A 24,680-nucleotide genomic window follows, 5' to 3' on the forward strand; every position below is an offset into this window, starting at 1 on the left:
ACAGAAACAGTGTCAAGCGCGATTCGTCAGGACTGCGCGGGCGGCTGGCCCATCGCGCGCAGGAACGCTTGCTGCGAAGCGTGCAGTTGGCCGTAACCGAGCTCGCGGTAGACGAGGCCGTGGCGCGGTGCCAGTTCGGCCAGGATGCGCGCCAGCGCCGGGTAATGGCGGTGGTTCCAGGTGGGGAACAGATGGTGCGTGAGGTGCAGATTCAAGCCGCCGAGCCAGTAGCCGAGCCAGCGCAGCGCGCGCGGTTTCGGCGTCCAGTCGCAAGCCGTATAAAACGTGTGCTGGTACCAGTCGTGCGGCAAGGTGCCGTCCAGCCCCGGCTGGAAGAATTCCACCTCGGCCCAGTGCGTGCCGAGGATCAGCGCCACCAGCGCGCACGAGGCGATCATCTGGCCCAGGAAATACGCGCCCAGCACCACGCCCCAGCCGATGCCGTGCTGCTGCAGCACCCACATGGGCAGCGCCAGCACCAGCGCCACGTGGCCCAGCTTCCAGCCCAGGAACGAGCACCAGCCGCGCCAGCCCTGCAGGCGGCTGTGCGCGGCCACGGGCGTCTTGCCGAAGCGGTCCAGCCAGTCGCCATACCAGTTCAAATACGGCAGCGACAGGGCCGCCACCACGGGCCAGTACAGGTATTGATAGCGGTACTGCGGCGCCCATTTCTGGAACGGCGTCTGGCGCAGGAAAGGGTTCGGTTCCGTGTCGAGGTCATAGCCTTCCACGTTCGCATACGTGTGGTGGAAATGCACGTGGCGGATGGTCCAGAAATCCGTATCGACGCCCACGGGCAAGCCCACCAGGCGGATCAGGATGCGATTCAGGCGTCCCTGGCGAAACACGGCGCTGTGGGCCGCGTCGTGCAGGGTATTCATGGCCAGCGCCATGGCCACCACCAGGCAGGCCACATAGCTGGCGATAAAGCCCAAGGTGCTGCCGGCGTTCAGGGCCAGCGCATACAACCCCGCCGCCAGCACGGCCAGGAACACGGTTTTGACATGCAGGCGCCAGTCGCCGAAGCGGTGTTTTCCTTCGGCCGCCAGGTAGGCATCGGCGCGCGCGCGCAGTTCGCGGCGGAAGGCGGAATCGCGGGCGGGCTGGAAGCGCAGCGGCGGCAGGGAAGGCACAGGCGTCACGCGCGTGTCTCCGCCGCCGGCCACCACAGGCGGCGCGCGCCGTCGAGGCCATGCGCCAGCAGCGCGGCCAAAAACACCATGCCCCACGCATCGCGCGCGCCATACCAGCCCAGGTACAGGGCCGGCATGGCCAGCGAGATGGCGACCCAGGCGATGGCGCCCCAGCGGCGTGCGTCGGACAGGCCGCCCAGTGCCAGGGTCCCGCCGAAGATCAGCGCGAACAGCATGGCTTGCTGCGCGCCGGCCAGCACCGCTTCATGGTTGACGTAATAGATCACCAGGCCGAACAAAATCACGCCGCCGATGCCGATGAACAGTTCGGGCACCTCGAAAGTGCCGCGCGACTGCCAGTGGGGAAAGCGCGCGCGCAGCCACTTGAACAGCTTGCCGTTGCTGGCCAATAGCGGATTATGCGTGGGCATCATGCCCTTCACGCCATAGCGCATTTCCACGCCTTCGAGTTCCGGCTGGAAGCTGCCGAACAGCCGGTCCCACAGCAGCAACGTACCGCCGAAATTGCGGTTGATATAGCGTTTGTCCGTGCCGTGGTGCACGCGGTGGTGCGAGGGCGTGACCATGAAACGATCGAGGATGCCGGACTTGTTCACCAGCGCATTGTGGTTGTAGAACTGCACCGTGTAATGCAGGGACGAGACGACGAGGAAGATTTCCAGCGGCACGCCCAGCACGGCCAGGATGGCGATGAAGGGGAAATTCGTCAGCGACGAATACCATGAATTGCGCACGCCCAGCGACAGGTTGAAATGCTCGCCCTGGTGGTGCACCACGTGCACGGCCCACAGCAGGGGGATCTTATGGTGCAGCCGGTGCATCCAGTAAAAGCACAGGTCCCAGGCAAAGAAGGCGAAGACCCACTGCGCCGCCACGGGCCACTGGTCAACGATGTGCAGATTCACATGGCGCAGCAGCAGGGCGAAGGCGGCCACTTCCACGCCGCGGAACACCCACATCAATATGTGGCCGGAATTGAGGTTGAAAATCACGTCCTTCCACGGCACGGGGGTCTTGCGTACCCATTTGAGGATCAGCAGTTCGGCCAGCACGAAGGCCAGCATGACAAGGAAAGAGAGGGCGAAGGGGTTCATCATGATGCGGTTTCAGTGGAAATGGCGCGGCGAGCTGTCCAGAATACCTGCATTTTCGCCAGCATGCCGCCAGCGATGCCGACAGCCAGGCCGGCGGCCAGGTCGATGCTCACGTGCCGGCGCAGGGCGATGATGGCATAGCAGATGGCCACGCCCAGCACCAGGACCAGCGCGGAGCGCAGCATCTGGCGTGTGTCGCACAGGGCCCACACGCACAGCAATGTCAGGGCGCCATGCAGTGAGGGCAGGCAGTTTTGCGCGGAATCCGCCGCCTGCAGCATGCGCAGCGCCTGCGTGCTCCAGGCACTGCCCTCGCCCACGGGCGGATACGCGAGCGTAGTCGGATACAGCAGGAAGACCACGCCGCACATGACGGCGGAAAGCGCCATGGCGCGCGCCAGCCAGCGCACGCGGGGCGCATCGGCCGCCAGGTAGGCATAGGGAATCAGGATGAAAAACGACAGGTACAGCCAGATGGCGGCGTCCGTGTAGGGAATGGCGCGGTCGAGCGCCGTTTCCGGCAGGAGTATCCCCTGCCCTTGCAGCACATCGCTGGAAAAATACACGAGGCCGACGCTGCCCCAGCCGGCCAGCAAATGCAGCAGGCGGCCGCGTACGGTCATGGAAGAAGGGTTCATGCAGTCGCAAGGCGCCGGATGCGGCGCCGTTTCATGGTGGGGTCAAAGGGAGGTAATTCGCCGCTCGTCGTCCAGGCCAGGCCGTCGACGGCCACGCCCAGGCCGCGCAGCACCGTTGCAAGGTGCGCGCGCAGGGCCGCCAGGCCAGCGTCGTCGAGCGCCGCGTGCAGCTGCAGGGCGCTGTCGCCCGACTGCAGCAGGCGGTAGTCGGCGTCCGCCGGCAAGGCTTGCGCAAACGCGCGCGTCAGCACGTCGGCAAACACGGCCACGGTTGCGCTTTGCGCCGATGGCAAGGAGGGCAAAAGCAGCATATCGTCGCAGCGCCCTTCGATGCCGTCGATGGCGCGCGTGGTGCGGCCGCACGGGCATGGCGTGGCGCGCGCGATCAAAATATCGTCGAGGCGGTAGCGCACGATGGGCTGGGTGATGCGCGTAAAGTCCGTAATCACGGGCACAAAACGACGCTGTTCATCGTCCAGCCACTGCGGCTCGATGTGCACGTATTCCTCGTTCAGATGCAGCACGCCGTGTTCGCAGCTGCTGGCGAGGAAACCCTCCGTCGCCTGGTAGATTTCATGCACGGCACCGAACGCCTGCACGATCAGCGCGCGGTCCTGCGCTTCCAGCACTTCGGCCACAGAGATGACTTTTTTCGGCGCCAGCACCAGGCTGCCTTCGATCACGCGCAAGGCCAGCTGGCGCAGTACCTGGGCCGGCGCGACGATCACGGAGGGTTGATAGCGCGCCAGCTGCGCGCACAGGCTGTCGAACGGCTGGAACAGGTCGTAGAAGGCAAAGGTCAGCCACGGCGAGCGCACGGCCGTATACAGATTGCTGTTCGCGCGCAGGAACAGCGCGACCTTTTCGCCGGAAAACAGGCCATCGGGCAGCGCCTTGGCCAGCATCACGCCCGCCCATTGGGCCTTTTCGCGGGGACTGACGGTAAACACGGCGCGCCGCGACGAGGTGCCCGAGGACAGGCCCACGGTGATGTCGCCCACGGCCGGCGTGAAGTCGCGGCTATGCTCGGCCGCCATGGCCGCCTCCATCGCCTGCGCCAACGTGATCCCTTCCGTGTTCATGGCATCGAAATGCTCGAGCATCAGCGCCTTGTTCATCGTCGGCCACTGCGCCAGCGGCAGCTTGCGGTACGGCGCAAAATACGTGCTGCGCGCGCACAGCACATCGATGAAACGCGCCAGTTGCCGCTGCTGGTAGGCATCGAGCTGCGCGCGGCTTGCGAAACGCAGACGGCGCGTGCGCCAGTACGACAATAACAGCCAGACAATACGCTTCACGGGCGGCCCGCCACGGCGACATAATCAGCCGTATCTTCATGCGTGATGCGGATGCGCGCGTTGCCCGACCGGTGCAGCTGGTGCAAGCGGTTCAGGGTGGCATAGTACGGCGCGCGCTTGTGCTGGATGAGGAACGACAGTTCGGACGGTCCGCGCAGCTGCTGGAAGCTTTCCGGCACCCAGGCCGCGTCCGACGCCAGCAGGGTCCAGCCGCCCTCCTGCAGCACGAAGGCGCCCAGATGGCCGATGGCGTGGCCGGGCAAGTCGACGATGTAGATCTCGCCCGTGCCGCTGACGTCGCGCCCGTGCGTAAACGGCAGCAAGGCCGCCGGCAAGGCCGTCTCGGGCACGCTTTCCACGAAATCGAGGCGGTCCGCGATGTCGGGTGGCAGCAGCTCGGGCACGAAGGCCTGGCGCACGGCGGCCACGCCGGACAATCCGCGCACGGCATCCCAGCCCGTTTTGGAGGCCATCAGCCGCGCGCCGGGAAAGTCGCGCAGGCCGGCGATATGGTCGGCGTGGAAGTGCGACAGCAGCAAGGTGTGGATGTCGCCGGGCGATACGCCATGTGCGCGCAGCTGGCCGTGCAGCGACTCGTTCTCGTCGAACGAAATCGGCGTCACCCACGCGTACAGGCGGTACACGCCTTTCGACGTGGCGGCGCGGAAGTGCTCGGCGTATCCCGTGTCCCACAGGTACAGGCCCGCGCGCGTCTCGATCAGGTAGGCGCGCGAAGGGAAGCAGCGGCTGGCCAGCCCGCTGCCTTTCAAGACCATGCACGACGGATGGGTGCAGTGGCCGACGCGAAATGCGGTGATGTTAGCCATTGCGCTCCTTGCCCACCTTGTGCGCCGCCGCTTCCTGGCGCATCCACTGCGCCGTGCGGGCGATGCCGTCCTGCAGGCTGACGACGGGACGGTAGCCGAGCACCTTGCGCGCCTTGGCATTATCGAGCGTCATGTCGAAACTGAGCGCGCCGATGCTGTACGGCGTCAGTGATGGTTCGCGGCGCGTAAAGCGCGAGGCGAACTGCATCAGTCGCGCCACCAGCGCCAGCACGCGGTATGGCACGCTGACGATCTCGAACGGCTGCTGCAGGTGTTCGCAGAACAAGGTGCGCAAAATGTCGCACAGGCGCGCCGGCTCGCCATTCGTGATGTTGAAGGCGGCGCCGGAAGCGATGGTCTTGTGCACGGTGGCCAGCCACATCGCGTGCACGACATTGTCGACATAGGTGACGTCGATGGTGGCCGCGCCGCCGTTGGGCAGCGGCAGCTTGCCGCCGCGCTCCTGCAGCACGCGCGCCAGGCGCGGAATCAGGACCTGGTCATGCGGGCCGAAGATGGCGCGCGGGCGCAGGATCACGCACGTCATGCCGCGGTGGCGGTCGACGCACTCCTGCACCAGTTTCTCCGCCATCGCTTTCGAACGCGCGTACGCATTGACGAAAGCGTCGGGGCGGAAGGTTTCCGGCACCTCGTAGCGGTTGCGGTAATCGAAATAGATGGCCGGGGTCGAGATGTGCACGAAGCGCGCCACGTGCAGGCTGGCAGCCGCGCGCAACAGCTGGGCCGTGGCCGTGACGTTGGCGGCGATGAAGTCGCGCTCCGCGCCCCAGGGCGACGACAGCGCGGCGCAGTGCCAGACGGCGTCCATGCCGCGCACCAGTTCATCGACCTGGCGCGGCGTGGCCTGCGCCAGGTCGAGCGCCACGAATTGCGCGCCCATGCGTTCCAGTTCGCGCCCCACGGCGGCGTTGCGGCCCGTGGCGCGCACTTCCACGCCCTGCGCCAGCAGGGTGCGCACGGCATTGCGCCCCAGCCCGCCTGTCGCTCCCGTGACCAGTATCCGCCTCATCGCACCACCTTCACAGGTCAAGAATCATGCCGCCGATGGTCAGGCCCGCGGCCGTGCCCATCATCAGCAAACGCTGGCCCGCCACGGCCCGCCCCGTCATCACCGCCTCGTGCAGGGCGGTGGGCAGGGACGCGGCCACCTGGTTGCCGTGCGTTTCAAAGATCTTGATGATTTTAGCATCGGGAACGTCGAGGATGCGCGCCGCATGCGCGAGGCCCAGCGGGCTGGCCTGATGGGGCACGACCACGTCGACTTTTTCCAGGCCCGCACCCGATTCCAGCATCAATTCCGCGAGGAAATCCGGCATCACCTTGACGGCCAGGCGGAACACGGCCTTGCCATCCATGCGGAACAGGTAGTCGCCCGGCTCGCAGCCGTTGCGGGGGTTGCGCTCGGTGCCGCCGCCGCGAATTTCGCAGTAGCGCCGCCCTTCCGGATACGTGCCCATCTTGTAGGCGCGGATGCCGGCGCTGCCGTCGCCACGCTCGACGATGACGGCGGCCGCGCCGTCGCCAAAGATCATCGACGCTTCGGGCTCGCTCCAGTCGACGCCGCGCGAAGCGAGGTCGGACGAGACGATGGCGATGCGGCGGTAGGCGCCGCCGGCCAGCATGGACGCGGCCACGCGGAAGGCGGCCATGAAACTGAGGCAGCTGGCGTTGACGTCGAAGCTTTGCGTGCCTGGCGGCAAGCCCGCATGTTCGGCCACGAAGCAGGCCGTGTTCGGCAACGCTTGCTCGGGCACGCCATTGGCGCAAATCAGCAGGTCAATGTCGCAGGGACGCAGGCTGGCATTCTTCAGCGCGTCGAGCAGGGCTGCGGCGCCCAGCTGGCTTTGCGATTCATCGGGCGCGGCGACAAAGCGCGACAGCACGCCGCTCTTGCGCAGGGTGTAGCCGTCCGGATGGCCCAAGGTCAGGTCCAGGCTGGCGGAAGTCACGCTCAGCGACGGCACGGCTTTGCCCGTCGCGATCAGGCGAACTGGAATCATGTTGGCCTTAACAAAGTAAAGTAAATATGGTTATGAATTAATCACGTGCCAGCGGCGGCAATGCAACCCCGCAGTTCTTGCAGAAATTGGCATCGTCATCGAGCCCTTCTTTCAGGCACGTGGGACAGGTACGCGTGGTGACCAGCTTGGAACTGCGCTGTACCGTCATTTCGGCACTGATAATGCCGGTAGGCACGGCCAGGATGCCCCAGCCCAGCAGCATCATCAGCGAAGCGATGCTGCGCCCGATATCGGTCTTCGGCGTGATATCGCCGAAACCGACCGTGGTCATGGTGCTGATGGCCCAGTATATCGACGTGGGGATGCTGCTGTAACCGTTTTCCGGCCCTTCCACCACGTACATCACCGTACCGAGCAGAAAGACCACCATCATGACGAACGACAGGAAGATGAGGATCTTGCGCCGGCTGGCCAGCAAGGCCCGCCCCAGCACCGTGTATTCATGCACGTACGACGTGAGCTTGAGGATACGGAACATGCGCAGCAGGCGCAAAATGCGCACGTCGATCAGCACGTGCGCACCGGGCAGCAGCAAACCGATGTAAGTTGGCACGATGGCCAGCAAGTCGATAATGCCGAAAAAACTCTTGGCGTAACGCACCGGATGCTGCAGGCACGACAGGCGGGCGAAATACTCGATGGTAAATAAAATGGTGAAAAACCATTCCAGCGCCGTCAGCCAGGTGCCATAGCGCTCGGCCACGGAGGCGACACTGCTGAGCACGACCACCGTCACGCTGATCAGGATGGCGGCGATCAGCAGCAGGTCGAAAGCGCGGCCCGTGCGCGTTTCCGCCTCGAAGATGACGGTGTACACCTGTTCGCGCCAGCCCCGCTCGGGCTTGCCATATTTCTGTTGCGTTTCCTGCGCGGCAATTTGCTGCGGCGTCAACGGGGCCGCCCCGTTCTTCGTCGCGGCTTTCATGTGGTTAGTGTGCTCATATACTATTATTGTATAGATAATTGACAAAGCACGGCGACACGCACGTTTGCACTAAGGTTTGCCCTACGACAATTTTTTCGCCAGCAGCACGGCATTGCGCCGGTCGCGCTCCGCTTGCACGATGTCCGTCGTGCGCGCTTCCGACAGGCCCACCGTGTGCAGCACGGTGGCCGTCAGCTGCAGCGCCGATTCCAGCGCCTCGGGCACGACCAGGGTGGCGCCCGCCTGTATCAGGGCCAACGCATGCGCCTCGTCGCGGGCGCGCGCATACACGGGCAACTGCGGATATTCGCGGCGGATCGATTTGACGGCATGCAGCACGGACGCCGCATGGTCCATCGTCAGCACCACGGCGGCGGCCCGGTCTGCATTCACTTTTTGCAGCAGTTCCGCGCGCGAGGCATCGCCGAAATACACGGGGAAACCGCGCGGATGCAGGGTCGTCACCAGGCGCGCATCATTTTCAATCGCCACATAGGCGATATCCTGCTCCGTCAGCACCTTGGCCAGCAACTGCCCCACCCGGCCGAAACCGGCGATGATGACGGTGCTGCCCTGCGGCGGCAGCGCGTCGTGCGCCAGGTCTGCCAGCTGATGATGATGGCGCTGTTCCCACCAGTTGCCGAACGCGCGCGCGGCCTTGGCCAGCGCCGGCGTGGCAAACAGGCTCAGGCCCACCACCAGCATGACGAACTGCGCCACCTGCGGGCCGATCAGCTTGGTACCCAGCGCATACGCGACGACGATGAAGGCAAATTCGCCGCCCTGCCCCAGCAGCACGCCCGTTTCCACGGCGCGCCCCCAGTGAAAGCCGCCGATGCGAAAAATCACGCTGATGACCAGGGTTTTCAAGGCAAACAGGCTCAGCACGGCCAGGGGTATCAGGACAGGCGACTTGAGGATTTCGCGCACATCGATCTGCATGCCCACCGACATGAAGAACAGCCCCATCAACAAACCTTTAAAAGGCTCGATCGTCACTTCCACTTCGTGGCGAAATTCCGTTTCCGCCAGCAGCAGGCCGGCCAGCAAGGCGCCCAGCGCCATTGACAGGCCCGCCAGATACGTCAGCCCCGCGATGCCGAGGGTGCTGAGCAGGGTCAGAGCCATGAACACGTCGGGCTGGTGCTTCTTGACGAAAAACTGGAACAGGGGGCGAATGACGCGGCGTCCCAGCAGATAGATCAACAGGATGGCGCCGGCCGATTTCACGGCCGCAAAGCTGAGCAGATAGGCCAGATCGTCGCTGCGCCCGCTGGCGAACACGTCGATCAGGATGAACAGCGGCACCACCATCAGATCCTGGAACATCAGAATGGAAAAGCCCGCCTGGCCGGCCGGCGTCTGCAGCGAGCGCTGGTCCGTCAGCAACTGCATCACCACGGCCGTCGACGACAGCGACAACACCAGGCCCAGCACGATGGACGCTTCCAGCGACAGGCCAAAGTAATACGCGACGCCGCCGATCAGGCAGGCGCTGACGGCCACCTGCCCCACGCCCGCGCCGAACACCCAGCGCCGCAGCGCCCACAGCCGCTCCGTCGACAATTCCAGGCCAATCATGAACATCAAAAACATCACGCCCAGCTCGGCCAGGCCGCTGACCTGCTCGGCGCGGACGAACGAAAAATACGTCAGCCACGTGAAATCGCCGGCCCACAGGCCGAAGCCGAACGGGCCGAACAGGGCGCCCACGGCCAGGAAGCCGAGCACCTGGTTAACCTTCAGGCGTTGCAATAGCGGAATAAAAATCCCGGCAAGAGCGAGAAACAGCAAGGTTTCCCGCAGATACGGTAAGGCGTGTTGCTCTTCCAAAATAGTCCTAACTGAATGACATCCATGCTGAATTGATAATTGTCGCATGTACTGCTACGGCGACGTCAGTGTACACGCGATATTTTTGCTGCAAGGCAATATATTTATGCCATGCGCCCTATTTCGGCGGCGCCAGCATATCGGCACGGGGGCGGTCCCAGCCCGGCACATAGGCGGGACAAGGCCGGCTGCGGAATTGCTGCAGTTCCACGGTCGTAAAGTTGGGCAGCATGCCGGGGTTGAAGCGCACATCCGTCAGCTTGTCCGCATTCAAGCGGGGCATGCGGGCAAAGCGGAACCAGGCATCGACATAGCAATTGTCTTCCTGCAAGGCGCGCAAGGCGGCCAAGCTGCCGGCCGCCTGGGCGGAGACGGCGATGCCGGGCGCCAGTTGCCGGCCTTGCTTGCTGGTTTCCGCCAGGCCGGCCGGGCAGGCGGCGGGCGCCAGCGCTCCGGGCAGCAGGCTCAGGGTGCCGCGCCGCAGGGTGTACACGTCCGTCTTGCTGTCGAGCGAGACGTAGATCCAGCACAGCGGGTTGCTGGGAAACGCCGTCATCGCCACGTCCCACACGCGCGTGCCGGGATCGAGCCGCTGCACGGCCGCCTCGATGCGCGTACGGCCGAGGGCCGAGGCCACGCCTTGCGTGCCGATGAAGGTGGCGGCCAGCGCGAAGGCCAGCAGCAACGGCCCGCGTCCGGCCGGTCCGGCGCGTCCTTGCAGCACGGCCAGCACCGCGCCCAGCCCCAGCAAGACGGCCAGCGCGGCGGGCGCCAGATAGGTTTTATAGGTAAAGAAGCACAGGGCCGCCGCCAGCCCCGCCAGCAGCACGCTTTTGACGATGCGGTAGCGCAAGGACATGATCACGGGCACGCCCAGCAACACCCAGAACATGGGTTCGACGATGAAGACCATGTCGCCATACAGCCAGCGGCTGTTGAACGGGTAAAACGGGTGCAAGCCATAGGAATTGAGGAAATCCATGCCCATGTGCAAGCAGAATCCCAGCAGCAGACAAGCCGCCAGGCCGATGCGGGCGGGCACGCTTTCCTTGAGCAAGCGCCGGGCGCCGGGCCACAGCAGCCACAGCAAGGCCAGCAACAGCAGCGCCTGCGGCAAGGCCAGCAGCAAGGTATGCGTGTGGCCCCGGTGGTGCAGCATGTAGCCGAACGGGCGCGGCAGCAGCCTGGTCAGCACCAGGTCCAGGTCGGGCGCGTTGCTGGCAAACCAGGCCGTAAACAGAAACAGCGCGCGCCGGGTGCGCTGTGCGGGGGCTTGCGGCTCGGGCGGCAGGCTGCGGTGTACCAGTTCGCCGACCCCGAGGCCGATGACCGAATGCGTAATATTATCCATCGGGCAATTTTACAGGATGGCCGCCCCGGTGTTCTTTTTGCGCTACAGCTTCTCCAGCGCCGGACCACGCATGCCCACCAGCAAGGCGCGGCCATCGGGCAGCACGCGGAACTCGCCGTAACGGGCCTTTTCCCAGCGCGCGGCCTCGCCTTCCTTGAAGAACCAGGCATCGCTGACCAGCACCCAGTTGCCATCCTTCGGCGTCAGCTCGAGCAGGAATTCGCCGGGCGCCAGCGCCTCGCTGGTGTACGGGCGCAGCAGTTCGGCCACGCCGAGCGCATCGCGCCGGGCCACCACGAAGGGCCGGCCGGGCGCCCGCTCCACGCTGGCCAACGTGGAGAGGACGCCCAGGTTGACGAAATTGAGGCGCATGTAATCGCCCTGCATCAGCGAGCGGGGATCGACGGGTTCCAGCGCCACGAAGATCGCTTCGCCCTTGGCGATCAGCTGCTCTTTCTGCCAGATGCCGACATTGGCGACCAGCAACACCAGCAGCAAGCCGCCCAGCACGCCCAGGCGCACGGCGCGATGTTCGGCCGCCATGCCCGCCGGCTTGCTTTCCACCAGGTGCAGCACGGCGCCGCGCGTGGCCAGCCACGACAGCGCGCACAGCACGGCGCCGGCCACGGCCAGCAGCGCCGCCTTGCTGGCCAGCGGCCAGGCCAGCTGGTAATAAAAACTGCCGATGATCCACGCCGCCGCCAGCGCGGCCGCGACGGCCACGCGTGTACGCCCGCTCGTCACGCAATACGCGAGGATCAGCAGCACGGGGCCGAGCGCCGGCATGAACCACGCCAGCACGATCAGCACCAGCGCCACGCCGATGGCGGGCAGCTGGCGCAGCGCCGGCCAGCGCCAGCCCGTCCAGGCGGCGGCCGCCGTGGCCAGCACGAGCGAGACGCCGTTCAAGGCTTGCGCATACCAGGCGCCGGCATGGTGCCGGCTCACTTCGCGCGCCACTTCGCCCGCGAAGCCGCCGCCCAGGGCACCGCCCAGCATGAAAGTCATGCCGGACCAGAAGACCAGCCCCAGCAAGATTGCCAATACCCACCCCGTCGACAGCGATTCCAGGAAGGCGGCGATGCGCGCGCCGCGGCCATCGTTGAAGGCCTGCTTCTGCAGCCAGTGGGCGCCCAGCCAGCATGCCAGGGCCAGCATCCACGCCAGATACAATTGCGTCGGATCGTTGTCGAAGATCCAGTCGCGCGTGCTATCGACGATGCCCAGCCCCAGCAAGCCGCAGGCGACCAGCCCCAGCAGCACGCGCAGCCAGTCGCGCGGCAAGGCGGCGGCCACCACCAGGGTTGCCAGGCACAGCAGCAGCGACGCCGTCTGCGTGGAATAGTCGCGGTACAAGGCGTAGCCGAGCAAACCGCCGCCCACCAGCAGGCAGGGAACGGCCAGCTGCTCGACAAACAGCGCCACGCCGCGCGTGCGGATCAACAGCACGGACACCGCCAGCACGATGGCGGCCACGACATACGCGCCGGGACCGTGGCGCACGACACTTTCCAGGCCCACGCCCAGCGCAATCATCAGGGGGATGGCGGCAAGCCAGGCGCCGAAGGCCGTCATCAGCACCAGCGGCCACGGCCGTACATCCTGCACGGGGCGGCTGGCGTTGGGCGGCAACAGGCCGGCGCGCGTGGCGTCGTCGATCAGGACGGCGAGCGCATCGTCGCGCTGAGTGTTCATCTTGCTCATGCCGCCTCCTGGCGCGTGCGCCACAGAATGCCTTGCACGGTCAGCGCCAGCAGCACGGCAGCGACCAGGCCCAGCATGATCAGCGCGCCGACGCCATCGCCATGGCCGTTGAACAGCACATGCGTCAGCCCTCCCACCAGCAAGGTATTGATACCGAGCGCGACGGCGCTCAGGCCGAACACGTCGAAGTAGCGGCGCGTGGCCAGCAGGACAGCGGCCACGGCCAGCAAGCCGAGACCGGCCCAGTACGGCGATTCGATCTCATTGCCGAACAGGGCGCTGACAGCCGTGCCCGTGATAAGGATTGTGGCCAGCACCAGACCCAGGCGCAAGGCCCATACACCGGCGCCCGTCCAGCGCGCCAGCAGGGGCGAGACAAACGCACAGGCCAGCAGCACGGCCAGCCAGCCGCTGACGAAAATGCCCAGATCGGCCGAATCGATGCGCCAGCTGTGGCGCGCATGCGCCTGCATCCACAGGGCGGCGGCCGTGGCCAGCACCAGCATCCACGGCGTCCACAGCACGTCGCTGCGCGCGACCAGGCACAGAGGCAAGGCCAGCACGGCCCACAGGGCGAACAGCTGCCATGGATCGGCGCCCGTCTGGTAGGTCTGGCCGAAATACGCGAACAGGCCGCCGATGGCCAGCAAGGCCATCAGCAGCAGCGGTATGCGCGCCTTGGGCACGGCGAAGGCGCCCACGGAGGCGGCGGCAAACACGCCTTGCAGCAGGGCAAAGCGGCCCATGCGGCCGAAGTCTTCCCAGTTGGCGGCGACCCAGCAGATCAGGCCCATGCCCAGCAGCGCGGCGCCCAGCACGGCCACGCCGCGCGGCAGCCAGTAGGCCAGGCGCGCCGGTTCGCGCTGGAAACCGGCCGCTTCCTGCAACTGCCGGGTTTGTTTGGCATCGAGCGCATGGGCCGAGGCGAGCTGGTACACGGCGAGGCGTAAATCCATCGTCTGCTTTCTATTGATTTTTAGTATGGGAAGAAAGTGTCAGCGCTCGACGCTGACGCCGCGCCAGAAGGCGACGTGGCCGGCAATTTGCTTGGCGGCATCCTTGGGCTGGGGGTAATACCAGGCCGCGTTGGCATTGACCTGGCCATCGACGACGACGTCGTAATAGCTGGCCGTGCCCTTCCACGGGCAGACGCTCGTGTGGCTGCTGGGACGCAAATACTCCTGCGTCACCGCCGACAATGGAAAATATATATTGTTTTCAACGACTTGCACCTGCGCATCGGTCGCTTGCGCGATGACGGCGCCATTCCAGCTGGCTATTGGCATTTGACTATCCTCCTTCTGTGCCGAGTGTAGCCGAAAATTCCCGCCGTGGCGCGCGCCATTGGCGCCCCGTTCAGGCGCCGGCGATGATCTGGCGCAAGGCTTGCTCAAACACTTCGGGAGGCTGGCCGCCGGAAATCAGATGGCGCTCGTTGATGATGACGGCGGGCACGGAATTGATGCCGTTCTGCTGGTAGAAGCGCTCCTGCGCACGCACCTCGTCCGCATAGGCGCCGGACGCCAGCACGTCGGCCGCTTTCACGGTGTCCAGGCCCACGTCGCCCGCGACTTTCAGCAGCACGGCGTGCGACGACGGATCCTGGCCTTGGGTGAAGTAAGCATCGAACAGGGCCATCTTGAGTGCCTTTTGGCGTCCTTCCAGTTCGGCCCAGTGCAGCAGACGGTGGGCATCAAACGTGTTGTAGATGCGCCCGCGCTTGTCCATGGCAAAGGTAAAGCCCAGTTGCTCGCCGCGCGCGCGGATCGCTTCGCGCGACTGCGCCATCTGTTCCGGGGAGGAGCCGTATTTGCGGGCGATATGTTCGCCGATATCCTCGCCCTCGGGCGGCATATTGGCGTTCAGTTCGAAAGGCTGGAAGTGGATCTCGGCCCGGACGGTGTCTTGCAGCTTGTCCAGCGCCTGTTCCAGCGATTTCAGGCCCACCACGCACCAGGGGCAGGAAACGTCGGAAACGAAGTCGATACGGATGGGAGTGGGTATGGCGGGAGTAGAACTCATGGTGGGCAGCCTTTGCGCGAGTCGGTGGCGGCCGCACCGCGCGGCGCCGCAAGCACAGCATATGCGTGCGGGCCGCGGGAAATCAAGCGCTTACTTTTTCTTCACGGCGGCCTTGGCCGCGTCCTTCTTGCCGCCGATCTTGCTTTCTTTACCAGAGAGCAAGTTCGCGATGTTCTGGCTGTGGCGGTAGGCCAGCAGCACGCTCATGACGATGACCGCCAGCAAGATGGGATCGACACCGAACAGCAAGCCATAGTAGAACGGCGCGAACAGGGCCGCCACCAAGGCCGCCAGCGAGGAATAACGCAAGGCATAGGCGATGATCAGCCAGGTAGCGAGAGTCGCCAGGCCCAGCCAGGGATTAATGCCCAGCAGCACACCGAGGGCCGTGGCCACGCCCTTGCCGCCGACGAAACGGAAGAACACGGGCCACAAATGGCCGAGGAAGACGGCGATGGCCACCAGCGCGACGGCCGTGTCGCCCACGCCCAGCGCGCTGGCAAAATGGTCGGCCAGGAACACGGCCAGCCAGCCCTTGGCGCCGTCGCCCAGCAAGGTCATGACGGCGGCGCCCTTGTTACCGCTGCGCAGCACATTGGTGGCGCCCGGATTTTTCGAGCCATAGGTGCGCGGATCGGCAATGCCGTAGACTTTGCTCATCACCACGGCAAACGATATCGAGCCGAGCAAGTAAGCGGCCACTGTCATTGCCACGGTTGTGATTACTGGATTCATTTCTTCCCTTTATTGTGTTTATTACACCAGCGTCGAGGCTGGCGCAGCAGAATATACACCAGCGTCCAGTCCAGGGACAGGGCGGCGTCTGGTTTTCTTAATCTTGCAGCGCGCACTGCACTGGCTTGGCCTTGAGCAAGTCGAGCAATACCTGCGGCGCCAGCGAGATGAGGAAACCGCGCCGCCCGCCATTGATGTAAATGCGCGGCAAGTCCAGGATCGATTGCTCCACGTACACGGGCATGGTCTTTTTCGTGCCGAAGGGCGAGGTGCCGCCGATCATGTAGCCGGAATGGCGCTGCGCCACCTCGGGCTTGCACGGCTCGACGGACTTGCAGCCGATGCCGCGCGCCAGGTTCTTGGTCGACACCTTGCAATCGCCATGCATGAGCACGATCAGCGGCTTGGCCGCCTCGTCCTGCATCACCAGGGTCTTGATCACCGCATGTTCCGGCACGCCCAGCTCGCGCGCCGAGACGCTGGTGCCGCCGTGCTCTTCATACGGATACGGGTGTTCTTCGAAGGAAACTCGATGCTTGCGCAGCAGCTGCGTCGCCTGGGTTTCGGAAATATGCTCTTTTTTAGCCATGCGTGATACGCTGATCGTTCAGTGAGGAGTGCTAATTATGCAGGAAGAAATCCGCTTTGCCACATTCAATGTCTGCAACCTGGCTCCCGCCGGGGCGAAATTGTATGACAACCTGGAACCGTTGAGCCCGGCGCAATACGAGGCCAAGGCGGAGTGGACGGCGCGGCAGATCGACCTGCTCGACGCCGACGTGATCGGTTTCCAGGAAATTTTCTCGCAAGCGGCCCTGCGCGACGTCCTGTCGCGCACGCGCCACTACCGCGCAGCCACCTTGGCCGGCTACGATGCGATCGATGGCGCCGGACGCATGCTGCCCACGGTGGCGCTCGTGTCGCGTTTGCCGCTGGTGGGCGCCGGTGTGGCCTGGGCGGATTTTCCCGCCGGCATGAGCGTGTCCGCCGACAGGCAGCCCGCCGACGACAACGCCTGCCGCTTCGCCCGCGCGCCTCTGCATGTCCAGGTCATCTTGCCGGGAGGACAACTCACCGATGTGGTCGTCGTGCACTTGAAATCGCGCCGGCCCGACTACCGCCATGGCGACGGCAACGATGCGGCCGCCTATGCGCTGGCCAACCTGCGCTCGCTGCAGCGGCGCGGCGCGGAAGCCGTGGCCCTGCGCGTGCTGGCAAGCGAGCTGGGCTACACCGGCCGTCCCCGCATCGTGCTGGGCGACTTCAACGACATCGCCAATGCCGTCACCACTTCCATCGTCATGGGCGCGGGCGCGCCGTGCGAACCCGGCATGGAAATGCGCGCGCGCCTGTACGACGCCAACGCCATCCAGCTGCGCCAAGATGCCCTGCGCCACGTGGGCTACACGAATATCCACGACAGCGCCTATATGACGATCGACCATATCCTCGTGTCCGAGCATTTCCATCCCGCCTCGCCGCGCGCCATCGGCGTGCTGCAGGAAGTGACGTATCTCAACGACCATTTGCTGCTGGGCTTGCCGCATGCCTCCGACCATGGCCAAGTGCTGGCGCGCATCAAGCTGCGGGGAAACATTCACTAATTCAATAACTTCGCCAGCGCACTGCCCGCGACTTGCGCGCTGGCAAAGCGCCCCTGGTATTGCTGGCAGCCCTGCCCCCGCAGATACGCCAGCTGCTGCGCCGTTTCCACGCCTTCGGCGATCACCGTCAATTGCAGCTCGCGCGCCATGGCGATGATGGTGGCGGCGACCGCCGTGTCGGACTCGGTTGCCGCGCCGTCCGCCGCGGCAGGCAGGAACGAAGGATCGATCTTGAGTTTGTCCACCGGGTAATGGCGCAGATTGGCCAGGCGCGAATAGCCGGTGCCGAAATCGTCGATGGCCAGCCTGGCGCCCAGCGCGCGCAGCTGTGCCAGCACGCCGGCCAGGCGCGCGCCGCCCTTCATCAGCAAGGACTCCGTCACTTCCAGTTCCAGGCAGGCGGGGGGCAAGCCCGACACGGCCAGTGCCTCTTGCACGCTGAGCAATAAGTCATTGTGCAGGCATTGCGCCGGCGACAGATTCACGGCCACGCGCCAGGCCTGGCCCGCATCGTGCCAGGCGCGCGCGCGCAGGCAGGCGTGGCGCAGCACCCAGTTACCGATCGACACCATCAAGCCGCACTCCTCGGCCACGGCAATGAAGCGCTCGGGCGGCAGCACGCCCAGTTGCGGGTGGCGCCAGCGCAACAGCGCCTCGGCGCCGAGGATTTGCCCGCTGGCGACATCGAGCGCGGGCTGGAATTCGAGCACGAACTCGTCGCGGCCCAGCGCTTCGCGCAAGCCTTGCTCCAGGCTGGCCCGCTCGACGATTTGCGCATTCATCTCGGCATTGAAAAACTGGAAATTGTTACGCCCGCTTTCTTTCGCGTGGTACATGGCGATGTCGGCGTTATGCACGAGGCTATCGATGCTGTCGCCGTCGCTGGGAAAGACGGCCACGCCGATCGAGGTGGACACATGCAATTCGTATTCGCCCAGTTGATAGGGCTGCGTGACGGCATGCAACAGGCTGGCCGCCACGTGGGCCACCTGGTCGATGCCGCCCACCTCGGCCAGGATGATGACGAACTCGTCGCCGCCATGCCGGCTGACCGTGTCGACGCCGCGCACGCAGCGCACCAGGCGCCGCGCCACTTCCTTGAGCAGCAGGTCGCCCACGTGGTGGCCCATGCTGTCGTTGATGTGCTTGAAATGGTCGAGGTCCAGGTACAAAATGGCCAGCATGCTCAGCTTGCGCCGCGCGGCCGCCAGGGCCAGCGACAGCCGGTCCAGCAGCAGCACGCGGTTCGGCAAGTCGGTGAGAAAATCATGCTCGGCCAGGTGGCGCGTGTGCTCCTCGTTTTTCTTGCGCTCGCTGATATCGCTGAGGATGGCCAGGTAATTGCTCAATTGCCCCTGCGGGTCGCGGATGGCCGTCAGCGACAGCCAGGCCGGATAGCGCCCGCCCGCCTTGCGCTGGCCGACGATATCGCCTTGCCAGTAACCGTTGGCATCGACTTCGTCCCACACGTGGTCGAAAAACGCGGGCACGTCCGGCTCGACGCCGTGCGGGACGAAGGGTTTGCCCAGCATCTCGTCCGGGCTGTAGCCGCTGATCTCGCTGTACGCGGGATTCATGCTGACGACGTGCTGCTGCGGGTCCATCACGACGATGGCCTCGCGCGCATGCTCGACCACCTGCGCCGACAGGTACAGGGCCCGCTCGGCCAATTTGCGCGAGGAAATATCGCGGATCACGGCGTAAAACAGATAGCTATGGTCGAGCGTGACGGACGTGAGCAGCACTTCGCCCCAGAACAGCTGGCCCGTGCACGTCTGGTAACGCCAGTCGTAGCGGCAATTGCCGTCGGCGTGGGCCTGCGCCGCCAGCTGCGTGCCGCGCAACGAGGACAATGCGCCATCGGGCTGGCGCAAGGGCGAAAAGTCGCTGAGGCGGCGCCCCAGCAGGCGTGTCCGGTCTTCACATTGAAACAGGGCAATGGCAGCCGGGTTGGCGTCGGCGATATGCTCGTCGCGCAGCAGCAGAATGGCATCGGCGGACTTGTCGTACAGCTGGCGGAAATTATCCCCCATCAGCAACAAGGCGCACCGCGCGGCGCCATCCTGGCCGCTGGCCGTGATGTCGAGATCGATGCACACCACTTGCCGCACTCTTCCGGACTGGACGACAGGAAACACGGTGGAACAGATGCAGCGCGGCGCGGCGCCGGCGCCGCCCAGCTTCCACAGGCGCAAGCCGCGCGCCTTGCCGCTCTCCCACACGGCCGCCAGTTCGCCGGCGACTTCCTCGGTCACGGCGCCGGCCGGCAGCGCCGCGGCCACCGTGGCCCACGGCTGGCCCAGCGCCAGCTCGGCCGCCATGCCGTACAGACGCGCGGCACCCGCGCTCCAGTAGCGCACGATGCCATCGCGGTCGATGCCGCGTACGGCCAGGCCGGGCGCCTGTTCGACGGCGGCCACGATGATGGACAGCAAATCGAGCGCCTTGCCGGCCGGCCCCGCCTGTGGTGCGGCCGCGGCCAGCAAACGGCCCGGCGACGGGGAGGCTCCGGCAATCCGATCAGACATCAGGTCCCCCGTGGCGCGGCCGCGCGGCAACCGGCAGGCGTATGGCCTGTCCGGTGGCGCAACCATCCCAACCATTCTTGCGCGCCGGCGAATCGGCTTCTTGAGAAGGCGCAAGCATCGTGACGTGGACGGCGCGCATGCTGGCGGTGGTCTTTGGTCGCCGTTTTTTGCATTCCAGCCCCGATTTTGTGCAATCTGTCGCACGGCGATGGCGGCCGGACTTGAATCTTCCTAAAGTGGCAACATGCGCATCGCCGTGAACGGCCGCAGCGGCAGGCGTGTTGTCTGCGGCCGCCACGGTGATGCGCTACCCGAATTCCCCCGGCCTGCCGCAGGCCGGCCGCACCGAGACCTGGCGCCAAACCCCTGCGCCGCTCCTGAAAAAAAACCTATGAAAAACGAGACCCTGCCCCCCGCCTCCCCCCTTGCCGCCACGCGCCGCCGGCGCTGGCGCACTCCCGTGCTGATCCTCGTCGTGCTGGGCCTGGCAGGCGGCGGCTGGACGGTGATGCAATCGAAACAGCAAGCAGCCAAAGTTACTGAACAGCAAGCGAGCAAGAAGAAGGAGCAGGAAAAGACGCCCGTGCATGAACTGGCGCAGGGCGACGTGGCCGCCATCGATGCCCGCGCCCTCAGCATCAGTCTGCCCCTGTCCGGCTCGCTGGCGCCCGTGACCCAGGCCACCATCAAGGCCAAGGTGTCGGGCGTGATCCAGGAAACGACCTTGCAGGAAGGCCAGCAAGTAGCCAACGGGCAAGTCCTCGTGCGCCTGGACGCGGCCGACCTGCGCGCCCGCCTGACGCAGCAGCAAGCCCTGCTCGATGAAGCGCAGGCGCGATTGTCGATGGCGAGCAAGAATGAAGCGAACAGCCAGGCGCTGCTCAAGCAAAAATACATTTCGCAGACGGCCTACGACACGACGCAAAACTCGGTCGACCTGGCGCGCGCCAACGTCAAGTCCGCCGCCGCCATGGTCGACATCGCCCGCATCGCGCTGGCCGACACGGTGATCCGCGCACCGATGGCCGGCATCGTCAGCAAGCGGCACCTGCAGGCGGGCGAAAAAGTTGCGCCCGACATGCCCGTCTACACCATCGTCAACCTGGCCCAGCTGACCCTGGAAGCACCCGTGCCCAGCGCCGAGATTCCCCGCATCAAGCTGGGCCAGGACGTGCACTTCAAGGTCGACGGCTTCGGCGCGCGCGACTTCGCCGGCAAGGTCACGCGCATCAACCCCACCACCGAGAGCGGCTCGCGCGCCATGCTCGTCTACATCGCCGTCGACAATGGCGATGGCGCGCTGCGCGGCGGCATGTTCGCCAAGGGCAGCATCGTCACCGAGCGCTCGCCCGTGGCGCCGCTGGTACCCCTGACGGCCGTGCGCAATGAAAAGCAGGGCCCCGTGGTCTATGCGCTGGTGGGCAACAAGGTCGTCGCCCAGCCCGTCGTGCTGGGACTGCGCAACGACGATGAAGGCTATGCCGAGGTCAAATCGGGCCTGGTGCCGGGCGCAAAAGTCATCGTCGCCAAGCTCGATGGCGTGAAACCGGGCCACGGCGTGACCTTCGCCGCACCGTCAGCTACGCCCGCCGCCCCGGCCGCGCCGGCAGCCGTGCTGGCACGGAAGGATTAAGCCATGTGGATGACCAAAGTCAGTATCCAGAACCCCGTCTTCGCCACCATGGTCATGGTGGCGCTGGTGGTGCTGGGCATCTTCTCCTACCGGGGCCTGGGCGTGGAGAGCATGCCCAGCGTGCAGTTCCCGTTCGCCGCCATCGAAGTGAACTACCCGGGCGCCTCGCCCGAAGCGGTGGAAAACGACATCACGCGCCCCATCGAGGACGCCGTCAACACCGTCAGCGGCATCAAAACCATCCGCGCCAACTCGTGGGAAGGACGCGCCGGCGTCTACCTGGAATTCGAGCTGTCGACCAACATGGACAAGGCCATGCAAGACTTGCGCGACAAGGTGGCGCTGGTCCGTCCGCGCTTCCCGAAGGAAGCCAAGGACCCGTTCATCGCCCGTGCCGAAGGCGACAACGAGCGCCCCATCGCCACCATCGTGCTGACGTCGACGGGGCATGACCTGCGCGCGCTGTCGACCATGACGGAGCAGATCATCAGCAAGCGCTTCCAGGGCGTGGCCGGCGTGGGCCAGGTCAAGCTGCGCGGCCTGCGCGCGCGCCAGATCCTCATCAGCATGAAGCCGGTCGAACTCAATGCCCAGGGCATCGGCGTCGATGAAGTCATCCGCGCCATCCAGGCGACGAACACCAATCTGCCGGCCGGCTCCATCAGCCATGGCGCGGCCGAGCAGCTGGTGCGCGTGGAAGGCAAGATCAAGGATGCGCGCGAGTTCGGCAAGATCATCGTCGCGCGCCGCGCCGTCGGCCCCGTCTATCTGGACCAGGTGGCCACCGTCGTCGACGGCGAGCAGGAAGAACTGTCGATTTCGCGCATGAACGGCCAGCAGGCCGTGACGATGGAAATCACCAAGGTGCAGGACGCCAACGTGGTCGAAGTGGGCACCGGCATCCTGAAGGTGGCGGCGGACCTGCAAAAGACGCTGCCGCCCGATATCACGCTGCGCGTGCTGGACGACGAGTCGGAACGCGTGCAAAGCCAGCTCAATAACGTCAAGCGCACCATCATCGAAGGCGCCGTGCTGACCATGGTCATCGTCTTCCTGTTCCTGCACTCGTGGCGCTCGACCATCATCACGGGATTGACCCTGCCGATCTCCGTGCTGGCCAGCTTCATCGCCATGAAGGCGTTCGGCTTTACCCTGAACTTTTTGACCCTGATGGCGCTGTCCCTGTGCATCGGCCTGCTGATCGACGACGCCATCGTGGTGCGCGAAAACATCGTGCGCCACCTGGGCATGGGCAAGAACCACTACAAGGCGGCCAACGACGGCACCAATGAAATCGGCCTGGCCGTGATGGCCACCACGTTTGCCATCGTCGCCGTGTTCGTGCCCGTCGCCTTCATGGACGGCATCATCGGCCGCTTCTTCCTGCAGTTCGGCATCACCGTGGCCGTCGCCGTGCTCGTCTCGCTGTTCGTCAGTTTTACCCTCGACCCCATGCTGTCGTCCGTCTGGCGCGACCCCGTCAAGGACCGCTTCAAGTACGCGCCGTGGCTGGGCCGCTTCATGGCCTGGATCGAGACGGGCATCGATCGCCTGCACGTCTGGTACGGCAAGGTGCTGAAAGTGGCGCTGCGCTGGCGCAAGACCACCCTGACCACGGCCGTGTTTCTATTCGCGGGCAGCCTGATGCTCGTGCCCATGATCGGCGGCGAGATGTTCCCCGAGACGGACCAGGGCTGGGTCAACCTGCGCTTCAAGACGCCCGTCGGCTCCAGCCTCGACTACACAGACAGCAAAGTGCGCCAGATCGAAACGGCCCTGAAGGAATTTCCCGAAATCGACAGCCTGGTGGCCAATATCGGCACGCCCGATGGGCGCAACACGGCCGAGGTGAACCTCAAGCTGACGGACATCAAGACGCACAAGCGCCGCTCGCAGCAGGAACTGGAAAAGCTGATCCGCGAACGCCTGGCGCCGATCGCCGGCATCACCCTGTCGGTCGGCCAGCGCCCCATCTTCATCGCCATCCTCGGCACGGATGAAGGCAAGCTCGATGCGGTGGCGCACACCTTGATGGACAAGATGCGCAACATCAAGGGCCTGGCCGACATGGAATACAGCCAGGAAGGCGCCAATCCGTCGACCACCGTGAAGATCAACAACGAACTGGCCAGCGACCTGGGCTTGTCGGTGCAGCAGATCGGCAATGCCCTGCGTCCGTTCGTGGCGGGCGACACGGTCAGCCACTGGCTGGCGTCCGACGGGCAAAACTACGACGTCAACGTGCAGCTGCCGAAATCGGGCCGCCAGAAGGTGGCCGACCTGGCCGATTTGTCGCTCGCGTCGAGCAAGCTGGACGCGAACGGCAAGCCCGTCATGATCCCGCTGCGCCAGGTGGTCGACTTCGTGCCGTCATCGAGCCCGCAAGTGCTCAAACGCCAGGCCTTGCAGCGCCGGGTCGCCATCTATGCGGGCGTGCAGGGCCGCCCCGCCGGCGACGTCGACGCCGACGTGCAGAAAGCCATCAAGTCCATCGACCTGCCGCCCGGCGTGCGCTTCGACGTGGCCGGCAATGCGCAGCAGATGGCCGAAACCATGGGCGGCGCCATGATGGCGCTGGGGATCGCCGTGATCTTCATCTACCTGGTGCTGGCCTCGCAGTTCGGCAGCTTCTTGCAGCCGGTCGCCATCATGGTGTCGCTGCCGCTGTCCTTGATCGGCGTGCTGGCCGCGCTGCTGATCACGGGCAGCACCCTGAACATCTTCTCCGTGATCGGCTTCATCATGCTCATGGGCCTGGTCACCAAGAATGCGATTCTGCTGGTCGACTTCACCAACCAGCGCCAGCGCGAAGGCCTGGGGCAGTTCGAGGCGCTGCTGGAAGCGGGGCAAGTGCGGCTGCGCCCCATCCTGATGACGACCCTGGCGATGGTGTTCGGCATGCTGCCGATGGCCATCGGCATGGGCGACGGCGGCGAATCGCAGGCGCCGATGGGCCGCGCCGTCATCGGCGGCGTCATCACCTCAACGCTCTTGACGCTGGTGGTGGTGCCCGTCGCCTACACCTATCTCGACAGCCTGGGCAAGCGCGCCGCGCGCTTCTTCGGCGGCGGAGAGCATGCGCACACAGATGCACATGCCGACGCCGCCCATTAAGTTTCTACCGCTCGCCTTCACCGTCCCCGCATTGGCGGGGACGACGCGGCGGCTTCCTGAAGAGAGCTTCAGTTGACCAAAGCGGCTGCGCTGGCTAGACTGTCCCCGTTATCAATGATATGGAGTGACTCGTGGGTGCTTGTTCCAGTGACAGTAGTCGATTGACCATCGGCGATCG

At 65.3% G+C, this 24,680-nt stretch carries 20 protein-coding genes; 3 read left to right on the plus strand and 17 right to left on the minus strand.

Annotated features, from left to right (window positions below; all coding sequences use genetic code 11):
- Positions 1-26: 26 nt before the first annotated feature.
- The 16 genes from CBW66_RS02865 to ybaK form a co-directional block, all read right to left on the minus strand.
- A complete protein-coding gene (locus CBW66_RS02865; RefSeq protein ID WP_230492042.1) occupies positions 27-1,142 on the minus strand; it encodes an acyl-CoA desaturase in 1,116 nt (371 codons plus the stop codon).
- Positions 1,139-2,251, minus strand: a complete 1,113-nt coding sequence (locus tag CBW66_RS02870) for a sterol desaturase family protein (RefSeq protein WP_086138483.1) — start codon at positions 2,249-2,251, stop codon at positions 1,139-1,141. Before CBW66_RS02870 ends, CBW66_RS02865 begins: the two co-directional genes overlap by 4 nt.
- The gene (locus CBW66_RS02875; protein WP_086138484.1) at positions 2,248-2,886 is read right to left on the minus strand and encodes a phosphatase PAP2 family protein; all 639 of its coding nucleotides are present in this window, start codon (positions 2,884-2,886) and stop codon (positions 2,248-2,250) included. Before CBW66_RS02875 ends, CBW66_RS02870 begins: the two co-directional genes overlap by 4 nt.
- A complete protein-coding gene (locus CBW66_RS02880) occupies positions 2,883-4,184 on the minus strand; it encodes a F390 synthetase-related protein (RefSeq protein ID WP_086138485.1) in 1,302 nt (433 codons plus the stop codon). The genes CBW66_RS02875 and CBW66_RS02880 overlap by 4 nt, the downstream gene beginning before the upstream one ends.
- On the minus strand, positions 4,181-5,011 hold the full coding sequence (locus tag CBW66_RS02885; RefSeq protein ID WP_086138486.1) for an MBL fold metallo-hydrolase: 831 nt from the start codon (positions 5,009-5,011) through the stop codon (positions 4,181-4,183). Before CBW66_RS02885 ends, CBW66_RS02880 begins: the two co-directional genes overlap by 4 nt.
- Positions 5,004-6,041: an NAD(P)-dependent oxidoreductase gene (locus tag CBW66_RS02890; protein WP_086138487.1), complete on the minus strand. Its 1,038-nt coding sequence runs from the start codon at positions 6,039-6,041 to the stop codon at positions 5,004-5,006. The genes CBW66_RS02885 and CBW66_RS02890 overlap by 8 nt, the downstream gene beginning before the upstream one ends.
- A 10-nt stretch (positions 6,042-6,051) precedes the next feature.
- Positions 6,052-7,032: a 3-oxoacyl-[acyl-carrier-protein] synthase III C-terminal domain-containing protein gene (locus CBW66_RS02895; RefSeq protein WP_086138488.1), complete on the minus strand. Its 981-nt coding sequence runs from the start codon at positions 7,030-7,032 to the stop codon at positions 6,052-6,054.
- A 37-nt stretch (positions 7,033-7,069) separates the two neighbouring features.
- Complete coding sequence (locus CBW66_RS02900) at positions 7,070-7,978, minus strand: ion transporter (RefSeq protein WP_086138489.1); 909 nt, start codon at positions 7,976-7,978, stop codon at positions 7,070-7,072.
- Between the two features lie 81 nt (positions 7,979-8,059).
- A complete protein-coding gene (locus CBW66_RS02905) occupies positions 8,060-9,811 on the minus strand; it encodes a cation:proton antiporter (RefSeq protein ID WP_086138490.1) in 1,752 nt (583 codons plus the stop codon).
- A 118-nt stretch (positions 9,812-9,929) separates the two neighbouring features.
- On the minus strand, positions 9,930-11,162 hold the full coding sequence (locus tag CBW66_RS02910) for a metal-dependent hydrolase (RefSeq protein WP_086138491.1): 1,233 nt from the start codon (positions 11,160-11,162) through the stop codon (positions 9,930-9,932).
- A gap of 42 nt (positions 11,163-11,204) precedes the next feature.
- Positions 11,205-12,866: a GDYXXLXY domain-containing protein gene (locus tag CBW66_RS02915; protein WP_230492041.1), complete on the minus strand. Its 1,662-nt coding sequence runs from the start codon at positions 12,864-12,866 to the stop codon at positions 11,205-11,207.
- A complete protein-coding gene (locus CBW66_RS02920; protein WP_086138492.1) occupies positions 12,863-13,822 on the minus strand; it encodes a DUF2157 domain-containing protein in 960 nt (319 codons plus the stop codon). Before CBW66_RS02920 ends, CBW66_RS02915 begins: the two co-directional genes overlap by 4 nt.
- Positions 13,823-13,861: 39 nt before the next feature.
- Positions 13,862-14,152 carry a DUF427 domain-containing protein gene (locus CBW66_RS02925; RefSeq protein ID WP_086138493.1) on the minus strand — a complete coding sequence of 97 codons (291 nt, stop codon included), beginning with the start codon at positions 14,150-14,152 and terminating at the stop codon, positions 13,862-13,864.
- A 70-nt stretch (positions 14,153-14,222) separates the two neighbouring features.
- Positions 14,223-14,888 (minus strand): DsbA family oxidoreductase, encoded by a 666-nt coding sequence (locus tag CBW66_RS02930; protein ID WP_086138494.1) that lies wholly within the window; start codon positions 14,886-14,888, stop codon positions 14,223-14,225.
- A gap of 90 nt (positions 14,889-14,978) precedes the next feature.
- Positions 14,979-15,623: a glycerol-3-phosphate 1-O-acyltransferase PlsY gene (plsY, locus tag CBW66_RS02935; RefSeq protein ID WP_230492040.1), complete on the minus strand. Its 645-nt coding sequence runs from the start codon at positions 15,621-15,623 to the stop codon at positions 14,979-14,981.
- 97 nt (positions 15,624-15,720) lie between these two features.
- Complete coding sequence (ybaK, locus tag CBW66_RS02940; protein WP_086138496.1) at positions 15,721-16,212, minus strand: Cys-tRNA(Pro) deacylase; 492 nt, start codon at positions 16,210-16,212, stop codon at positions 15,721-15,723.
- Between the two features lie 37 nt (positions 16,213-16,249).
- Between ybaK and CBW66_RS02945 the strand changes: the two genes are divergently transcribed.
- Positions 16,250-17,227 (plus strand): endonuclease/exonuclease/phosphatase family protein, encoded by a 978-nt coding sequence (locus CBW66_RS02945; RefSeq protein WP_086138497.1) that lies wholly within the window; start codon positions 16,250-16,252, stop codon positions 17,225-17,227.
- Here CBW66_RS02945 and CBW66_RS02950 read toward each other — a convergent pair.
- Positions 17,224-19,755: an EAL domain-containing protein gene (locus tag CBW66_RS02950; RefSeq protein WP_086138525.1), complete on the minus strand. Its 2,532-nt coding sequence runs from the start codon at positions 19,753-19,755 to the stop codon at positions 17,224-17,226. The genes CBW66_RS02945 and CBW66_RS02950 overlap by 4 nt on opposite strands.
- Positions 19,756-20,146: 391 nt before the next feature.
- Here CBW66_RS02950 and CBW66_RS02955 point away from each other — a divergent pair, with 391 nt between their 5' ends.
- Positions 20,147-21,388, plus strand: a complete 1,242-nt coding sequence (locus tag CBW66_RS02955; protein WP_086138498.1) for an efflux RND transporter periplasmic adaptor subunit — start codon at positions 20,147-20,149, stop codon at positions 21,386-21,388.
- Between the two features lie 3 nt (positions 21,389-21,391).
- Positions 21,392-24,502: an efflux RND transporter permease subunit gene (locus CBW66_RS02960; protein WP_086138499.1), complete on the plus strand. Its 3,111-nt coding sequence runs from the start codon at positions 21,392-21,394 to the stop codon at positions 24,500-24,502.
- Positions 24,503-24,680: the final 178 nt, after the last annotated feature.

Origin of the sequence: Janthinobacterium sp. GW456P, assembly GCF_002127655.1 — a bacterium.
Lineage (GTDB): Bacteria > Pseudomonadota > Gammaproteobacteria > Burkholderiales > Burkholderiaceae_D > Janthinobacterium.

Excerpts from the sequence above, each read along its gene's own strand:
- CBW66_RS02870 (WP_086138483.1), bottom strand. The coding sequence starts at position 2,251 with ATGATGAACCCCTTCGCCCTCTCTTTCCTTGTCATGCTGGCCTTCGTG.
- CBW66_RS02875 (WP_086138484.1), bottom strand. The coding sequence starts at position 2,886 with ATGAACCCTTCTTCCATGACCGTACGCGGCCGCCTGCTGCATTTGCTG.
- CBW66_RS02885 (WP_086138486.1), bottom strand. The coding sequence starts at position 5,011 with ATGGCTAACATCACCGCATTTCGCGTCGGCCACTGCACCCATCCGTCG.
- CBW66_RS02890 (WP_086138487.1), bottom strand. The coding sequence starts at position 6,041 with ATGAGGCGGATACTGGTCACGGGAGCGACAGGCGGGCTGGGGCGCAAT.
- CBW66_RS02895 (WP_086138488.1), bottom strand. The coding sequence starts at position 7,032 with ATGATTCCAGTTCGCCTGATCGCGACGGGCAAAGCCGTGCCGTCGCTG.
- CBW66_RS02900 (WP_086138489.1), bottom strand. The coding sequence starts at position 7,978 with ATGAAAGCCGCGACGAAGAACGGGGCGGCCCCGTTGACGCCGCAGCAA.
- CBW66_RS02910 (WP_086138491.1), bottom strand. The coding sequence starts at position 11,162 with ATGGATAATATTACGCATTCGGTCATCGGCCTCGGGGTCGGCGAACTG.
- CBW66_RS02915 (WP_230492041.1), bottom strand. The coding sequence starts at position 12,866 with ATGAGCAAGATGAACACTCAGCGCGACGATGCGCTCGCCGTCCTGATC.
- CBW66_RS02920 (WP_086138492.1), bottom strand. The coding sequence starts at position 13,822 with ATGGATTTACGCCTCGCCGTGTACCAGCTCGCCTCGGCCCATGCGCTC.
- CBW66_RS02925 (WP_086138493.1), bottom strand. The coding sequence starts at position 14,152 with ATGCCAATAGCCAGCTGGAATGGCGCCGTCATCGCGCAAGCGACCGAT.
- CBW66_RS02930 (WP_086138494.1), bottom strand. The coding sequence starts at position 14,888 with ATGAGTTCTACTCCCGCCATACCCACTCCCATCCGTATCGACTTCGTT.
- plsY (WP_230492040.1), bottom strand. The coding sequence starts at position 15,623 with ATGAATCCAGTAATCACAACCGTGGCAATGACAGTGGCCGCTTACTTG.
- ybaK (WP_086138496.1), bottom strand. The coding sequence starts at position 16,212 with ATGGCTAAAAAAGAGCATATTTCCGAAACCCAGGCGACGCAGCTGCTG.
- CBW66_RS02945 (WP_086138497.1), top strand. The coding sequence starts at position 16,250 with ATGCAGGAAGAAATCCGCTTTGCCACATTCAATGTCTGCAACCTGGCT.
- CBW66_RS02950 (WP_086138525.1), bottom strand. The coding sequence starts at position 19,755 with ATGTCTGATCGGATTGCCGGAGCCTCCCCGTCGCCGGGCCGTTTGCTG.
- CBW66_RS02955 (WP_086138498.1), top strand. The coding sequence starts at position 20,147 with ATGAAAAACGAGACCCTGCCCCCCGCCTCCCCCCTTGCCGCCACGCGC.
- CBW66_RS02960 (WP_086138499.1), top strand. The coding sequence starts at position 21,392 with ATGTGGATGACCAAAGTCAGTATCCAGAACCCCGTCTTCGCCACCATG.